Source organism: Bradyrhizobium sp. ISRA442, from assembly GCF_038085055.1.
Taxonomy (GTDB): domain Bacteria; phylum Pseudomonadota; class Alphaproteobacteria; order Rhizobiales; family Xanthobacteraceae; genus Bradyrhizobium.
In genome coordinates, this window is record NZ_JALGCN010000006.1 from 318019 (window position 1) to 334285 (window position 16267).

Annotated in this window: 9 protein-coding genes; 2 read left to right on the forward strand and 7 right to left on the reverse strand. The window is 57.9% G+C overall.

Features of this window, described 5'->3' with window-relative positions; genetic code table 11:
- Positions 1–11 precede the first annotated feature (11 nt).
- From MTR72_RS15995 to MTR72_RS16025, 7 genes are all read right to left on the reverse strand, one after another.
- On the reverse strand, positions 12–1439 hold the full coding sequence (locus tag MTR72_RS15995; RefSeq protein ID WP_341510571.1) for an MATE family efflux transporter: 1428 nt from the start codon (positions 1437–1439) through the stop codon (positions 12–14).
- The gene (locus tag MTR72_RS16000; RefSeq protein ID WP_341510572.1) at positions 1436–7903 is read right to left on the reverse strand and encodes an amino acid adenylation domain-containing protein; all 6468 of its coding nucleotides are present in this window, start codon (positions 7901–7903) and stop codon (positions 1436–1438) included. Before MTR72_RS16000 ends, MTR72_RS15995 begins: the two co-directional genes overlap by 4 nt.
- 1332 nt (positions 7904–9235) lie before the next feature.
- The gene (locus MTR72_RS16005; RefSeq protein WP_341510573.1) at positions 9236–9388 is read right to left on the reverse strand and encodes a hypothetical protein; all 153 of its coding nucleotides are present in this window, start codon (positions 9386–9388) and stop codon (positions 9236–9238) included.
- A 1318-nt stretch (positions 9389–10706) separates the two neighbouring features.
- Positions 10707–12308, reverse strand: coding sequence for an IS66 family transposase (gene tnpC / locus MTR72_RS16010; RefSeq protein ID WP_341510574.1), 1602 nt, complete (start codon positions 12306–12308; stop codon positions 10707–10709).
- Between the two features lie 69 nt (positions 12309–12377).
- Entirely contained in the window at positions 12378–12731 is a 354-nt protein-coding gene (tnpB, locus tag MTR72_RS16015) for an IS66 family insertion sequence element accessory protein TnpB (protein WP_341510575.1), read from the reverse strand.
- Positions 12728–13150: an IS66-like element accessory protein TnpA gene (gene tnpA, locus MTR72_RS16020; RefSeq protein WP_341510576.1), complete on the reverse strand. Its 423-nt coding sequence runs from the start codon at positions 13148–13150 to the stop codon at positions 12728–12730. The genes tnpB and tnpA overlap by 4 nt, the downstream gene beginning before the upstream one ends.
- 1466 nt (positions 13151–14616) lie before the next feature.
- Positions 14617–14910 carry a hypothetical protein gene (locus MTR72_RS16025; protein WP_341510577.1) on the reverse strand — a complete coding sequence of 98 codons (294 nt, stop codon included), beginning with the start codon at positions 14908–14910 and terminating at the stop codon, positions 14617–14619.
- Here MTR72_RS16025 and MTR72_RS16030 point away from each other — a divergent pair.
- Complete coding sequence (locus tag MTR72_RS16030; protein ID WP_128931963.1) at positions 14909–15190, forward strand: helix-turn-helix domain-containing protein; 282 nt, start codon at positions 14909–14911, stop codon at positions 15188–15190. The genes MTR72_RS16025 and MTR72_RS16030 overlap by 2 nt on opposite strands.
- 160 nt (positions 15191–15350) lie before the next feature.
- Positions 15351–16259: a LysR family transcriptional regulator gene (locus MTR72_RS16035; protein WP_341510578.1), complete on the forward strand. Its 909-nt coding sequence runs from the start codon at positions 15351–15353 to the stop codon at positions 16257–16259.
- The last annotated feature ends 8 nt before the right edge of the window (positions 16260–16267 follow it).

Below are 16267 nucleotides of genomic sequence, written 5' to 3' on the forward strand. Positions count from 1 at the left end.
ATGACGCCTGATCAAATCAAGGAGCGCTCTCGATTCCTGGCTGAATGTGCTGGTCCTCCTCGCCTGAGCTCAGCGCACTGACGGCGCATGATAAACAGTGCAATCATTCCGGCGCCCAGCTCCGCGATGGCTTGACTGGCCAACAGTCCGTTAAAACCCGATATCACCGGAAATAACAGTACAGCCGGAATGAAGAGATAATGCCTCGCGAAACACACAACCGCGCTGAGACGCGCTCTCCCGAGCGATTGAAGCATCGCCGTGACGACACTCTCAATACCATACAGTCCAAAAAACAGATGGAAGACGGTGCAGGCAGAAACGGCAATCTCCCTGACGTTAACGCTATCGGTGAACAGCCTGACCAAAGGTCGAGCAAAAATCACAACGGCCGCGGAATATGTAACCGAAAGAGCGAGAGTCATAGAGAGCATGACTTTTGCAGCCCTCAGTACACGAGAAAAATCGCGTGCGCCCCACCCAAAACCCAGGATAGCTTGAGAACCCATACAGAAACCGCTGATAAGCAGTGCGCCAATCGTTAAGATTCGCACGGCTATTCCCACGGCCGCGATGGAATCTTCGCCGAAGGGCGCAGCTGCTCCGTACAAGAGCATAACAGTAATAGCAGATAAGATGCTGGTCATGGTCGCTGGCGCCCCCACGAACGCGATCTGTCTGATGCGATCTGCTCGCAACGAGATGTGAGACATCCTGACGACGACCATTCCGCGTTGCTTGGTAAAATACGCGATATAGAGGCTAATAGCCGCAGTCTGAGACACAAGCGTTGCGAGAGCGGCGCCTCGCACACCGAGGTCCAGCACGGATATGAGCACTGGATCAAGGCCAGCGTTCAATATGAAGGAGGTCATCATCGTCCACATGCTGAATCGTGTGTTGCCTTCGGCTCGGACGATGAAGCCGTTGACGATGTTCATAAGCATCAGGGTGCATCCGAACAAAAGCGTCGTCGCGTAGTCGAGCGCCAGGGGCATGATGGTTGGAGTTGCACCGAGCGCTAGGAAGATCTCTCGCATGTTTAGAAACAGAGCGACTGTGACCGTGATGCCGACTGGCGCGGCGAGCGCGAGAGCGGTACTGGCGCCTCGACTCGCCTCTAGGTACTCACCAGCACCAAGATGACGAGATATGAACGACGCTGCTCCAACTCCTATCCCCTGTCCGGCCGCCGCGAGCAGGACCACGATCGGCAAGGTCATGCTGACGGCTGCGATCGCCGGCGCGCCGAGTGTGCCAACAAAGATTGCGTTGACGACCTGCTGAAACGCGTTGATCGACAAGCCAACAACAGACGGAATGGCGAGCCGTAGGATAAGTCTGAACAGACTCGGGTCTGATAGATCAATGCGCGCGTTCTTGTTCGGCATCACATCGTGATCGGCCTCGGCGGCGAATTCCGCATTGGGCTCATTCATGAATGACGGTGTCCCGAGATCTTCCGAATTTCGCTGATCGTCTGCATCAGCTCCTGTTGCAAGACCGTGCAAAGATGGCGGGTCACCTCATAATCGACCATGCTCGGATCATACGTGGTGTCAATCTGTAGATGGCCCGATTGATATCCGACCTCGAACCAGAAGAGGTGGATCGCCGCCGCTTGATGCATGTGTTCGCCGATCCAAAGTGGACAAGGGTCTGTGTCTAGAAAACGGCGTGGGAAATGGCGCTGCAAACCGGCGCGATAATTCACCCCAATTCTGGGCAGTGGCAGGCGATCGAGCCGACACCGCACGGCTGGATCTCGGTTTAGGAATTTCAGGGCCCGAAAGCCTATTCCACCACGCGGCAGCGCATTGCGCTGCCGGTATATTGAACGAGCACGGTCGGAACGCGACTCCCTTCCTGTGACCTTCAATGAAAGCGGAACGAGCTCACTGATAAGGCCAATGATCTGAGATGAATCGAAATCGTCGAACAGTCGACCTCGTGTCGAGGTCAGGCTATCAATCCAGAGCGAATAGTTGCCGAACAGGGCTCCACACGCACCCGACAGGGCAGCAAGAAACACATCAAAGTCCTGACAATGCGCTGATCTGGCTCCAATACTAAGGAGACCCGCTGTCGCTTCCCCGTCGATCTCAAGATGGTACTTGGCCCGATCTACCCGCGAACGGCCGTTCGCATCCTCCCGACGACCTCCGAGACTTGCATCGTGAAGCTCTCTCGCGCTTCCTTCGGCAACACTCGTGCCGCGCGATGACGCGTCGCTGACACGCAGATTGAATTGATCGTAGTCAATATCCTCCCAGTACTTGAGTTCGTCTGGTGCTTCGCTGTCCGCGTAATGCTCGAGGCGCTTCAACCAGGAAGAGAGCCTTTGTACGGTCTCAGGGCCATTCACATCATGGCCTGCAGCAAGAGCGTTGTATGCGCCCTCCAATGCTTCCAGGAATAGCCGATAGCCCATCCCATCCGCTACGAAATGATGCATCAGAACCAGCAGATAGTAATCGCCGCTTTCCGAAGTACGGAAGGCCGCGACGTAAACAAGAGGCGTGTGGCCGTCAAACCGAAATATGTGCTGACGTCTTGCCGAGACGCTCTCGATTGCCCTGCGCTGGTCTGGGCCGGTCATTCCGACGAGATCGATCTCCTCCACGATGCGCTCAGTCGGACAAGGCCCAATCCCCAGCCGTAGTCCATCTTGGGTTCGGGCAACGCGGAGCCTGAGGCCTTCGTGCCTCTCGATGACATGGGCGAGAGCGCGGTCCAGGATCTTGATGTTCAGGATGCCGCCGCGCAAGAAGAACAGATCGCCGATGTTAAAATGCTCGTCAAAGCCGAGAAGAGAATTCCAAAACGATATTACGGGGGGCACAGGCAGTAAGCCGTCCGCGGAAGCGACGTTGTGGGGTGCCGCCTCCGCTTCCCCGGCCGCCAAGTCCCTGATGGTCGGCGTTCGATAAAGTTGGTTGACGGTGAGACTCAGCCCGGCTTTGCGCGCCAGGGTGACGCAACGCACGCTCAGAAGAGAATCGCCGCCAATATCAAAGAAACTGCTGTCGATTCCGACCCCCTTGGCGCCTAATAGATCCTCCCAGATCTGAGCAAGAACTCGTTCGTTCCTGGTGCGGGGCTCAGCAGATCGACTGGTTTCTATCTCGCGGTAAGGAACGGAGGATAGGCGAGTACGGTCTATCTTTCCGCTCGTCGTCAGGGGAACACTGTCAACCAACCTGAAGGCTGCGGGAACCATGGCAGATGGCAGCCTGTTGCGCAGATGGGCGAGAATCTCTCCAGAACTGAGATTCTTGCGAGCGGGCACCACGCTCGCCGTCAAGCGGCGATCGTCATCGATGCCTTCTGCGAAGACCGCGGCCTTTGCGATTGCCGGATGAGACTCAAGGGCAACTTCGACCTCCTCCGGCTCGATGCGGAAGCCCCTCACCTTGATCTGGTTGTCCGATCGGCCGCAAATCTCAAGAAGGCCGCTGGCTGAGATGCGTGCGATGTCCCCACTTCGATAAAGCACGTTGTATTGTCCGCCATCATACGGATTCGGCACGAAACAGCGGTCAGTCCGATCTTGATCCTGCCAATACCCAGCGCTCAGACAGCGGCCTGCGATGCACAGTTCGCCAGGGGCTCCAACAGGCACTCTCTTCAATCGTGAATCGAGTACGTAGAGTTTGACGTTGTCGATTGGCCGCCCCACTGGGACAAGCGCCGAGTTGTCATCGGCATCCGATGTTTCGTGCACGGCTGCATTGGACGCACATTCCGTCGCACCATAGAAGTTCCACAACGGCACGCCCGGAAAAGACGCACGCCAGCGAGCGGGCAGCGAGGAAGGCATCGGTTCGGCGCTGCTTGTGACCAATCTCAAGGCGGTTCTTTGCGGTTGCCGTTCCTGGGACCCAATGAGACCGGACAGGACTGGCGGAGAGGCAAAAAGGCGCGTCACGCGATGTTTTGCCAAACTGCACAACAACAGATCCGGATCTAGCACCTGCCCTTGGGTGAGGATCAGCGTTGGCACACCTCTCAGAAGCCCACCAAAATACTCCCAAGCGGACGCAACAAGGCAGGCGGACTTCTGGACAACCATGACGTCGGTGCCATCGAAGGGAAAGCGCCGCCACATCCAGTTCAGCCGGTTGAGAATGGCCGCTTCCGGTATAAGAACCCCCTTCGCCCGGCCTGTGGAGGAGGACGTATATATGAGGTTCGCAATTCGGCGATCTAACGGTCTCTCGCTAGGTGCGAAATCATTCGCGGTCCTGCTGCACCTTTCTAAGGTGGATAGACACATTGAAGGCATGTCAAAATCAGGCTCAGTGGCAATCGCGTGAACCAAGAGCTTTGCTTCACTATCTCGCAGGATATGTTGGATCCGATCGCGCGGATAATCCGGCGCTATCGGCACGACAACAGCATCCAAGCCTCGCGCCGCAAGCATGACAGCGGCAACGTCCGGCGACCGGTCAACAAGCATGGCGACCAGATCGCCGGCCCCCACCTTCATATCCCGCAGTAACGAGCGGATAGCTGCTACGCGCTCACGCAGCTGGCCAAACGTGACCTCCCCGAACTCGCCAAAATATGCTATTTTGCCGTGATCAGAGACACTGATCTGCTCGAAGGCTTCAATAAGTGGACATTCAGATTCATATCGTTGGGTCGACCCATCCAGCGAATGCAGCATAGTGAGGTCTGAGGCGCTGAGGCAGCTTAGTTCCTCAATGGGCACAAGTGGTTTATCAACGCAGGCGGCAATCAGACAGCGCAGATTGTTGGCCATGCGAACAGCCAAATCACTCGAGAATATGTCTTCCGCATACGCCAGCTGGAGCGCAATTTCATCGCCCTGATCTTGCGCGTACAGTGTTAAGTCGAATTTGACATAGCCTGTGTCGTACTCGCGGAATGTCAGAGCCAACTCGTCTTGACCAAGTGGCTCGGCGGCTTCTGAGTACATGTTGAACATGACCTGGAAGATCGGTGATCGACCCGGTTCGCGACATAACCTTGTATCCCTGACCATCCATCCGAATGGATAGGCCGAATTTGCGATGGCATCGCTGACCAGGCCCTGGATGCGCGTGGCATGAGCAGCAAAGGACTGACCGGCATTGATCACGGCACGGATCGGTAGCATATTCAGGAAAAAGCCAATGATGTCGGCGCTGCCAGGTTGATCCCGTACAGCGTGTGGCATGCCGACGACAATATCGTCCTGACCGCTATAAATTCGTAGCAGCAGCTGGAAGCACGCCAGCAGTGTTGTCGACGTGGTGCAGCCATTTCGGCGCGCGAATTCTCTTACCCGACTGGAGAGATCGCTTCCAAGCAGCACTGGATGCGAGCCGCCGCGGTATGAATTTGTTTGCGGGCGCGCCCTTCCAAGCGAAAGCACCGGCGGATCATCACCAATCTGACGACGCCAATAGTGACGTTGGCTCTCCAGCGCTTCTTGAGAAACGTGTTGTTTTTCCCACGCCGCGTAGCCCGAGAGTGATGCACGGTTTTCTGGCCAAGGCGCCACGGCATCTAAATATCTCTGCTGAAGATCTCTGAGCAGAACAGAAACTGACCAGGCATCGAGGATGATTTCGTGAGCGGTGATCAATATGAGATGATTGTCGGGACCAAACCGGACCATGCGCGCGCGAAACAAGTGGCCCTGTCCGAGATCGAAATTGTCTCTCAGCTCCGTTCGCCGAAACTGTGCGATGAGCTCCTCAGCCTCGGAGGAGGTGAGATGAGATGCATCGATCAATTCTAGATTGGTGCATGGCGGAGCATCAAAGCATTGAACCGGACCGTCTTCGTCGATAAAGCGCGCCGAAAGTGCCTGGTGGGAATGAATGACCTCGGTCCAGGCGCGATTGAACCGAGCTAAATCGATGTTTCCCTTAATCCGCAGCCCGCCTTGAATGATGTAGTTCCGGGCAGATGGATCGAGCTGCGCCAGAAACCAAAGGTGCTCCTGGAGTCGCGTCAGAGGCGATCGGTTAAGCTTTCGGTATGTCAAGGCTGTGCATGGATTGGGCTCAGTGCGAGCCTCGATCGAAGCGGCAAGAGATCGAATTGTGCCATTCAGGACCAGTCTGAAATCCGCTCTCACTCCTAGCAAGGTCTGCAACTGTCCCAATATAAGCATTGCGCGGAGCGAGTCTCCGCCGAGGCTTATGAATTGGTCATTCACACCTATGTTCTCGATACGCAAAATGCCGGACCAGATTTGGCGTAGCCGGACTTCGAGGTCTGATTGCGGCTCCTCGAAGGGCGTTGACAATAACGGCCGAACACTCCCCGGGTCGGGCAATGTTGCAAAGTCGACCTTTCCGTTCCTGGTCAGTGGAATACTGCAGATGCGGATGATTCTTTCCGGAAGCATGTAGCTGGGGAGTGCTTCAGCAAGAAAATTCTGAAGGTCGCTTTCCGCCAGTTCAGCTGGAGCCGACACATACGCAACCAGCCGCCGCGATTCGGCTTGCGCCTCGGCCCCGGCTATATCTCGCGCCGTAAGCTTTACACCTGCGCAGACAGAGGCGACTGCGACGGCACCATGCACCAAGGGATGAGCGGACAAACGAGCTTCGATTTCTCCCAGCTCGATTCTGTGCCCGCGAATTTTGACCTGACGATCCCGTCGACCGAGACATTCCAAAAGGCCGTCGGAACGGAGGCGCCCAAGATCACCTGTCCGATATAAGCGCCGGAAGGACAGGTCGTTTGAGAACGGGTTTGGCCCAAACGCATCCTTGGTGCGGACATGGTCATTGACGTAACCGGCAGCGACACCGACGCCGCTAACACAGATTTCGCCGACTTCTCCTACATTGCAGAGCCGTGGTCCGTCCGCGACATAAACCTCAACGTTTTGAATTGGCCTGCCGATCGGCACATACGGCTCAGCCAGCGCAGGCGGCACAGAAACCAGATGATGCGTTACGCCGTCGGCGCACTCGGTCGGCCCGTAATGATTGAGAATGGAAACGCGGGGATACAAGGCGAGCCACGCACGCGCCAATCCGGGCGTTAGAGGCTCTCCGACCGTTGAAATAATCCGCAAGCCGTCCATGGCTCGCTCTGCCGCGGCAAGCGATTGCAGATATTCAACAAACACTGCCAGCATCGACGGAACGAGTTGGACGACCGTAGCGCCGCATCGTTGAATTGCTTGAAGGAGCGATGACGGCGATCTTAGTGTCGCATCATCAATGATTGATGTAGAGGCTCCGACGCAAAGCCCAGAAAGAAGCTGCCACAGCGAAATGTCAAAGCAGTGCGATGCCGTTTGCGCGACGCAATCCGTCCGAGTGAGACTTAGAGCATCGATCTTTGCCGCCAAATGATTGTTTAGGCCGGCGCGCTCGATCATTGCGCCCTTAGGCTGGCCCGTCGAACCAGACGTAAACAGAATATAGGCAAGTCCATCCACGTTCGGCGATGGCACAACAGACGAGGTCTGCTCCCGGCGCAGTGCCGCCTCTATAGCTACGAATTGAGGAGCTGCTTTGCTGCTCTCCTGGAATAGGCTGAGCGAATCCGGCCGGTCTCGGCCCATCAACAAAGCGCAGCGGCTCTGCTCGATCATGAATGATGTACGGGAAGCCGGCAGCGATGGATCGAGCGGTAAGTACGTTGATCCAGCTTTCAAAATTCCAATGACCGCCGTCGCCCAGTCGAGGTCCCGCCCTCCCCAATAGCCGACAACCGCGCCGCGAGCACCCTGCTCTCGTAAGGTCCTTGCAAGGACATCCGATCTTGATCGTAGCGCCTCATATGTGAGTTCGTCTGCGCCGTGCCTGAGCGCAACTCTCTCCGGATCCGAACCTGCAAGCCGATTGATCGCCGTGACCACGTCAACCGGTTGACGTTCCATAGCCTGCTTCTTGCCTGATTGATTTTCCGTAGGCACGCGCCCCGCCATTCGTCGCCTTCTTCGGCGCCCAAATCGGAACGCCGGAGCTCGTCATCGAGGTGTGCATGCGCAGCCACCCTGATTTCGCACGTCGTAAGGTTTTGTCCGTATGACCTTCTCGGTGTTCGCTTCTGGCTCGATGATCGGCAGAGGAACAGGAGGACGCTAGGACGGCGCGTCCACTTTGGCACCTACCTACTCTTGTGGTGGACCTGCCATCGTCTGCATGGCACCCGCAATCAACGCGCCCACAGGCTCGTTACGGCTTGTGATTAGCGTAATTGTCCGATTTCCCGGCACTTGAGCCCGGCACCACCAACCCATCGAGAGCGTGTTGGCCACCCGGCGATACGGCTTGTACGGACGAAAGGCTTCTTACCGTAACCACCGCCAGACCGATGGTGTTCAAGCCGGTGATCGCCGCAACAGGGCCCCGGCGGCGCCTCAACATTACAACGAGTTATCGAAGCTCGCAGCAGCAGTCCCAAGCACGGCCTTGAGGTCATCCAAGTGCTGGCATCGGCAAACAAAGCGCCCGATCACCTCGTTACCTAAAGTCGAATGGCTCCGCTTGGCCGTTAGTCAACGGAGATTGATTGATGACTATGGTTGACGCGAGCTGGAAACTGAGGCGTCGTACCGTCGCGTAGAGCCCTGGGGGCGAGCACAAACCGCTGTGGATAGGCGCCGAGGGCATTTTCCCGGGCGGCGCTCGGTTGAACGGCTGGCCGTCCGCGGGGACGAATGGCTCACGGAGACTTCGATCGAGAGAGACGCAGCCTGCCCACGGGCCTCTGCGGGGGGATTAATCCATAGCAATGCGCTCGCCAGACTGGCTTGATGAGCAACGTGACCACTTTCTACGGGCCTTGCGGACCCGGGCGCGGCATATTCCTTTCCGCTTAAGATCATCTGGTGAAATGCGAACGTCGCGTCCTTGCTCGCGATCGGCGGACTTTACAAAAATCAAGCGGTTCGATTTTGGCGCTCTTCGCTCAGCTATTCGGGCTCGTCAATTCAACGATGCTGGACTGCATGAGCAGCATCATCCACGCCACAACTTTAAGCCTGCTGATGCTGCGAACGACGAGCACTAGTTCGGCTTGTGCGGTCTGCTCACCGTATTTCCAGGCGCCATTGTGTGCCCCCGGCAGTCCGCCGGTACTAGATGCGATTGCGACCTTAGTGGGCTGGGGGAGACTTGAGACGTTTGGCGTTAGGCTGAGATTTTTTGTCCGCCAGCCAACGCGCAACCTGGTGGGAGGTTTGGTCGGGCAGTGCCGGCGCTCGCATGAAAGGTGGCCGATGTCAGGAGGCCTAAATGCCGCAGCGGGATCTCTCCTAGGCGATCGTGACCGCGGCAACGCCCAACATCACGTCGCGGTTGATGCCGAAATGGAGGCGATAGAGCCACCAGATTGCGCAGCACCGGTCGAAATCGGAGAGTGCCCGAGCGCGCTTTGTTGCTGCTGCGACCCGCGCTATTGGCTTCATGACACGTCTCATCTGGAAACCTGAACGTCTCGGGACCAGTGCTCAAATTTGGTGAGTTTTTGGTCGGTGACGGTCCGCTGTCGCGCGCATGCGTCGGCAAAGGATTGGGAGCCCAGGTTCATGTTTGCCATGGCATTGCGCGTCGAAGCTTGATGAGAACACACATATGTGCATCCGACCTTTCCGTAACCTTACGATGCAAGTACTGCTTCCCCAAACACCCAGATCTGGTAGTGCCAATTGACAGCACTCTTATGCGATAGTTACGCGGTGGCGCACGTTAGTTCGCAGACCCGATGCTGGTGCATCGAACCGATCGGCGTCGATGGCGTTGGCTGCACCTCGGAAAACGGCGTAGGCTCTGGCGGCGTGGGCCCTGAGCCATGTGATATCGCCTCAACTCATCGATGGCCAGTTCACGATCCTGAGCTTTATTCCCGCCTGATGAACCCGCCCCTGGCGAACTGACCGAGACGGGGATCCACTGCGACTTCCTGCTGCTGTGGGGATGCGGCCAACGAATGTGTATTCGTGATTTGAACAACTCGCCGGCCGACCATCTAACCGATTTGGACACGCGATATAGCCAGGGTATACGGCAAAGCTGCCCGCCCACAACACTGGTCCGGTTACGGTCGACACCACGTTGCGCAGCCTGATGCGGCCTTCACGAATATTGAGGCCAAGTGAATACGAATTTGGCGCGCACCACGCACTCTCTGAGGCCGGTGCTTCAACTGAACAGCCTACCAATGCATTATCATGCTGTGCGCACACGCATGCTCTAAGACCAATTTTTCTGGTCGCGATGATCGGGCTCGCTGAAGTCTGTACTTGCCCCCGCCTATGTCGATAGAGAAAATACTTTGTGCCAGGCTTGGGAGCGATCGGTTTCATTTTTGGCTGCGCGCGCTGATGGGCGGTCAGCGGCCGTCAGTGAGCAGGGTCCGCACGGCCACAACAGCTGCCGCTCGTTTGTGAATTGCCGCACAGGTTCGTCAGCTTTTGGAAAGCTAGCGTGAGTACAGAGCCGCTAGGGTTAGCGAGGCGTGGTAGAGACAGCGCCATTACCAGAATGGCACAGCGCCGAGTCACGTTCCTGCTAACCTCAATCTGCAGCGCAGGCGCGGCAGGGACAGCGCCGATCCAGTCCCAAACGACCGGCGCCGAGTCGCGCCCGCGCTGCTTCCGGTATCGGAGAAACGACCCTGGTAGCCGCACTGTCATGCTTTTTTCAGGCACGGACACCCGGCCCGCTTGTGGCGAGGGAGATTGGCGACGTTAAATTTTGCGGCGCGTGTGGTCTTTCAGTAAGCGCTCAGCCGGGGCCCTGTTGAGACTGGCTTGACGCCTTGCGGAATCGCCACGGCATAAGGTCTTCGATTCTGCTATGGGGATGGCCGTCGATGATCGCCTCGAGTGTTTCGGCGATGTAGCTGGCCGGATTGACGTCGTTGAGTTTGCAGGTGGCGACTATCGACGCCAGCAAGGCCCAGTTTTCGGCCCCGATTTCATGTCCGGCGAAGAGAGCGTTTTTCCTGGTCAAGCAGATTGGCCGGATGGCGTTCTCGACCGGGTTGGTGTCGAGCTCGAGACGTCCGTCTTCGAGGAAGCGCGTCAGCCCCTCCCAATGATTGAGCGCATAGCGGATATCCTCGGCGAGCGTCGATCCACTGGAGATCATTGACAACTGTTTCTCGAACCACGACTTCAACGCGGCTACCATGGGCAGCGAGTGCTCCTTGCGCGCGGCCAGCCGGATGTCCGGCGATGAGCCGCGCACCATGGCTTCGATGGCGTAAAGCTGTGCGATGTGCCGAACAGCGGCCTCGGCGATCGGTGACTTGCTGTTGCGCACCAATTTGACGAAGCGCCGGCGCAAATGGCTCCAACAATGCACAAGCGTCCAAGGCCCTTGTGGTCGAACGACTTCGTTCAACCGGTCATAGCCGTCATAGGCGTCGCATTGCAGGTAGCGTCCGCCAAAGCCGTCCAGGAACTGCTGTGCGAAGGCACCGCTGCGACCGGGAGCATACCTGAACAACACGATCGGTGGACTTGGGCCGCTGTGGCCGCGGTCGTCTGAGGCGACCGCCCAGAAGTAGCCTTTCTTCGTTTGGCCGCGCCCCGGATCGAGTACCGGCGCCTTGGTCTCATCCATGAACAACCGATCCGCCATGGCCAGGTGGTGGCGCATGTGGTCCGCGATGGGCTGAAGATGGAAGCAGGCGCGGCCAGACCAGTTGCCCAGCGTCGCCCGATCAAGCCGGATCCCCTGGCGCGCATAGATCTCGGCCTGACGGTAAAATGGCGTATGGTCGCCAAATTTGGAGACGATCACGTGCGCGATGGCCGCTTCGGTCGGCAGTCCGCCGGGCACGACGTGCTCCGGTGCGTGCGCCTGCACGACGGGCCCCGAACAGCGACGACAGATGTATTTCGGCCGGCGCGTGACCAGCACGCGCCATTGCGCCGGGATCACGTCGAGGCGTTTGCTGACGTCCTCGCCGATCTTCGTCATGGCGCCGCAACCGCACGGGCAGAGCGTGCTTGCAGGCTCGATGATCCGTTCCACGCGCGGCAAATGGGCAGGCAAGCAGCCGCGATTGCGATGAGAACCTTGATCCGGGACGCTCCGCGATCGGCCCTTGATCACAGCCTCGGCTCTCTCCTGCGCCGCGTCCAGGATGCCTTGCGCGATCTCCACGTCTTCCAGCGGTAAGTGATACTGATCTGGCCGCAGCTTCTCGGACTTCGCGCCGAACCTGTCGCGCCGCAATTCGCCGAGGATGACCTCCAGCCGACGCCGCGCTTCCTCCGACGCCGCCAGCGCCCCCTGATGCTCGCTCAAGGCCGCCTGCGTTTGCGCCAAAAGCGCTTTCAGTTGTTCATTTTCGTCGCGCAGCGCCGCGATGCTCATGCGCTATTTCGAGCACATCGCCGCCGCGCGTGCCACGCTCAAAATAGCTGCCGAGTCATTCTGCCGCAGTTATCTGGCGACCTGAGTACGCCGCGCTTCTTCCGGGCGGACCAACCTCCAATCCAGCCCCTCGAACAGGGCCGCGAACATCGCCGGCGATATCCGCATCACGCCGTCTGCGATCGTTGGCCAAACGAACTTGCAACCTTCGAGACGCTTGTGCACCAACACCAGGCCCGTTCGATCCCAGACCAAAATCTTGATCCGGTCCGCTCGTTTCGATCGGAACACGAAGGCTGCGCCGCTGAACGGGTCGAGACGAAGCATCTCCTGCACCTTCGCCGCAAGCCCATCATGGCCACAGCGGAAGTCGATCGGCCGCGTCGCGATGTAAATCTTCAGATCAGCACCGGCCGCGATCATCGTGACGCTCGCACCGCACGGATCACCCGGGACAGCTGCTCACCATCAATGGCCGTATCCGTCCGCAGCACGACATCACCGATCGCGATCTCAAGCTTGATCGCCGGAGCAGGAAGCTCCTCCAAAACACGTTCTACGACCAGCGGAGCGAATGTCGGCGGGGATGCCTCGCACGGCGGCAACATGCCTCGCTGGCGAAACCGCCGTCGCCAATCGTAGATCTGCCAGCGCGTCGCTCCGTGCTTGCGCGCGACCTCGGACACCTGGGCACCGGGCAACAGACTCTCGGCGACAATCCGAGCTCTCTCAGCTTCCGAACGCACGCGGCGCCCCGACGGTCCTTCAAGAACTTCCAGCCGGCTAACCGACCCCGCCGATGGGCCGTCCAAATGGACGTCCTTTTTGCTGTCCAATCCCATCCAAAACCTCCGTCCAAAGCCGGAGGCTTCTTCGCATAGCTATCCAGATCCCGAAGCAAGGGTTACAGCTAAGCGCTTACGTCTTTCAAGCGATCGCTTCCATACCTCCCGTCTTACTCCGCCAACATTCTTGGGCTCTGTCATGAGCGGCAGCGTGCAAGCCTTTTTCATGCGGCGGAGCGGTTTGGTGTGCTGGGCATCTCCGATTTCTCCGCGAAGGTAGCGGACCAGCGTAGAAAGTAGCGGACGATCCAACCAATTCAGGTAGGTGATTGGCAGTCGTACTAAGCCTACAACTTGGCGGCACCCCAGAGGGGCGAAGTGTCAGCGTTGATACTTTATGGGGCAAGGCTGGTGCCAAGGTTAGCGGCGCGTGGCAGGGACAGCGCTTTGCAGGGCTTGAGCGCCGAGTCACGTCGCCGTTAACCTTTGACGTCGCTGGCACGGTAGAGACAGCGTCTTCTTTGAAGGCTTGCCCACCAGGTAGGTGCCCTGCGGTACCTCTCAACAATACCACTTGGTAGCACCGCGAGCGGCTTGACCCTCACGGGAGCAAAGGTGGCCAGCTTTGGCTGACCACAGAGGCTTGCGGCATCTGCCAGGAACAGCGCTTTCAGGGATTCACTGCCCGATCGCCGAGCCACCCGCTAGTTTCGCTAGCATAGCGGCTAGCAGGAGCAGCATCGGATTCTTTCGATGGCGCCAGTCGCGTCTGCGCTGCTCTCCGTGTTCTGCAACAACTCTTTCCTGACACCCTCGTCGCTCTTGGCACCGCTCGGCAACAACGAAGTCTCTCAGCTGAGTGACCTTGGGATATGCCGGCCCGCGGCGTTCGAATGGTCCGGACAACGCCCAAGCCGAAACCTCTCAGCTCGCCTCAACCGCGCGCCGAATCCCAATTCGTTCGGGCTCATACATCATGGGTAACGATACGCTTTGCCATCTGTTCGACTTGATAGTGGCGTATCCAATTCGCGACGTCTCACCGCTTGCCCTCACACTATCGGCTGCGCGTTCCAAGTCGACACTGCGGTACTTTGCTCTGGCCGCCACTCTTGTGCAGTCAATGGCTGCTGCCAAAGTAGGTTACGACGTGCCGTACCGCGTTTGATTTGAACTGGTCGTTATACTTGATAACCCGACCGGCGCGCATTCCTTGAGCCTCAGCTAAGAGAGTTCGGCGTCGTGCCTATTGAGCGGACGGGAGAGCCCAAAACTCCGTATCATGGCTGATGGCGGCGTGCGGAACGTCCACAAAGATGTTGTACCGGTAGACGAAATTCTCTGAGTCCAGAGAATGAACGAGATTAGGTCCCTGAAACGCGCCGTCTGCGCTGATCCAGGGATAAAGACCACTATAAAGATGGCTGAACGGCTGTCGCTGCGATCGCGATAGTCAGCGCCGGCTCATTTCATCGGAGCTGCAACTCCATTTCGATCAATGGAGGAGCATCGCCTCCGCTCAGTCAGCATCTTTGCTTGCCTCGAGGCCGTTCGTGCGAGTTGGGCAGCGGAATCAAACAGCTGCCGAGGCAGCAGTTCGGGTGAGCTTCGGCCAGCGCCCGGAAAACCTGGGCCGCCGCGAATTGATAGACGGGCGACATACCAGCGCTTGTACGGGCCGCCCCAGTCGCGTCCGGGAAAGACGATGCGGTGGCACGCATCGAATAATTCGATCTAAAACCTTCCAATCCGGTGATGTTTTTAGGTAGGTTATAGCCAGTGGTTTGATGACCATCGAAATGGCTGCTTTCGCGCATGAGAGCTCGTGCGCTTGTGGCTTACAATGTGCGCCGGATCCGCGTCCAGCGCGGTATTCCGCAAGAGCAATTGGCTTACGATGCAGGAGTTGATCGCTCCTACATGAGCGGACTTGAGCGCCAACAAGCGAACCCGACAATCGACCTTCTCGATCGCCTTGCCGAGACGCTCGGCGTAGCTGTCTCCGAGCTATTTGTTCGGCCATCCAAGGGCGCGCCGCCACCTGCAACCTTACCTAAAGGTCGCAAGCCGAAGCCGGCGCGCGGCAAAAGGACTTAGCCCCTGACAAACGCCAGTTGAGACGCAGCTCTTGTGCGGTACTGGCGCAGGTATCACGCTCCCACGAGGATTTCGTGCGTGGTCGACCCATGATACGCGGCTATCCGGCTATGGGCATCGAATAATGTGATGGATGTTCATTCTGGCGCCGGAGCAGACAATGGCGACTCAAGACGATGAAGTTCCTTTAAATGCCATCCGCGCGTTTGTGACCGTTGCCAGGGAAGGAAGCGTCACGCGCGCGGCCACCACTTTGGGAACAACGCAAAGTTCGGTCAGCCGCTATTTGTCTGTACTGCGGGATTATCTGGGTGCTGATCTCATCCAGCGGCGTGGACGGCGCAGCGATTTGACCGAGTTCGGGAGGCTATTCGCAAACGCAGTGTCTGAACCGCTCGAAACCGTGAGCTTCACCGCGAAGAGAATGCGACGCCGTGCAGGCGCAGGAACGAATCGGATTGTGGTCCGCACGTCGCTATCAACCTTTGCTTTCTCTCTTCTTATCCCAAACCTGCAGGCTTTCTCTTCTGAAGCGGGTGGCGTTATCGTGGACATCGTCAGCTCGCTCGCGCCGCCGACATCTTCGGATGATTTCGATATTTTGATTACACGGGATCTTTCCGTCACCGAACCCGCCGATAGTTGGGAGATCTACAAGGAGGAGCTGGTGTGCGTCGGCCCGCCAAATCTCGTCGGCGGCAAAGAGCTCTCGATTGTTCGCTCAACCCCTATACTGAACATCACATCCCGCCCCGACATCCTGCCGACATGGCTGAGGGCCATGAACCTGTCTTCAAGTGACATACGAGCGGGCGCGCGGTATGATCACAACTATCTTGCTCTGCCGGCCGTCATGACAGGAAAATGCCTTCTTGTCGCGCCGGAAATCATCGTCAGTGATTTAGTGCGAGGGGGCGCTTTGCAAATCATCCCTGGCACCCGCACTCCAAGTGGCATGCAATATCGCGCCTATGCCGTAGACCGCAGCGCGCACCCCGAGATCGCGCGTTCTTTTTGCCGATGGCTGGCTCGTCTTTGCAAAAAGGTCGCACTTGCGCAGGCTGCCTGACGTCTAGC

Excerpts from the sequence above, each read along its gene's own strand:
- MTR72_RS15995 (WP_341510571.1), bottom strand. The coding sequence starts at position 1,439 with ATGAATGAGCCCAATGCGGAATTCGCCGCCGAGGCCGATCACGATGTG.
- MTR72_RS16000 (WP_341510572.1), bottom strand. The coding sequence starts at position 7,903 with ATGGCGGGGCGCGTGCCTACGGAAAATCAATCAGGCAAGAAGCAGGCT.
- MTR72_RS16005 (WP_341510573.1), bottom strand. The coding sequence starts at position 9,388 with ATGAAGCCAATAGCGCGGGTCGCAGCAGCAACAAAGCGCGCTCGGGCA.
- tnpC (WP_341510574.1), bottom strand. The coding sequence starts at position 12,308 with ATGAGCATCGCGGCGCTGCGCGACGAAAATGAACAACTGAAAGCGCTT.
- tnpB (WP_341510575.1), bottom strand. The coding sequence starts at position 12,731 with ATGATCGCGGCCGGTGCTGATCTGAAGATTTACATCGCGACGCGGCCG.
- tnpA (WP_341510576.1), bottom strand. The coding sequence starts at position 13,150 with ATGGGATTGGACAGCAAAAAGGACGTCCATTTGGACGGCCCATCGGCG.
- MTR72_RS16030 (WP_128931963.1), top strand. The coding sequence starts at position 14,909 with ATGAGAGCTCGTGCGCTTGTGGCTTACAATGTGCGCCGGATCCGCGTC.
- MTR72_RS16025 (WP_341510577.1), bottom strand. The coding sequence starts at position 14,910 with ATGCGCGAAAGCAGCCATTTCGATGGTCATCAAACCACTGGCTATAAC.
- MTR72_RS16035 (WP_341510578.1), top strand. The coding sequence starts at position 15,351 with ATGGCGACTCAAGACGATGAAGTTCCTTTAAATGCCATCCGCGCGTTT.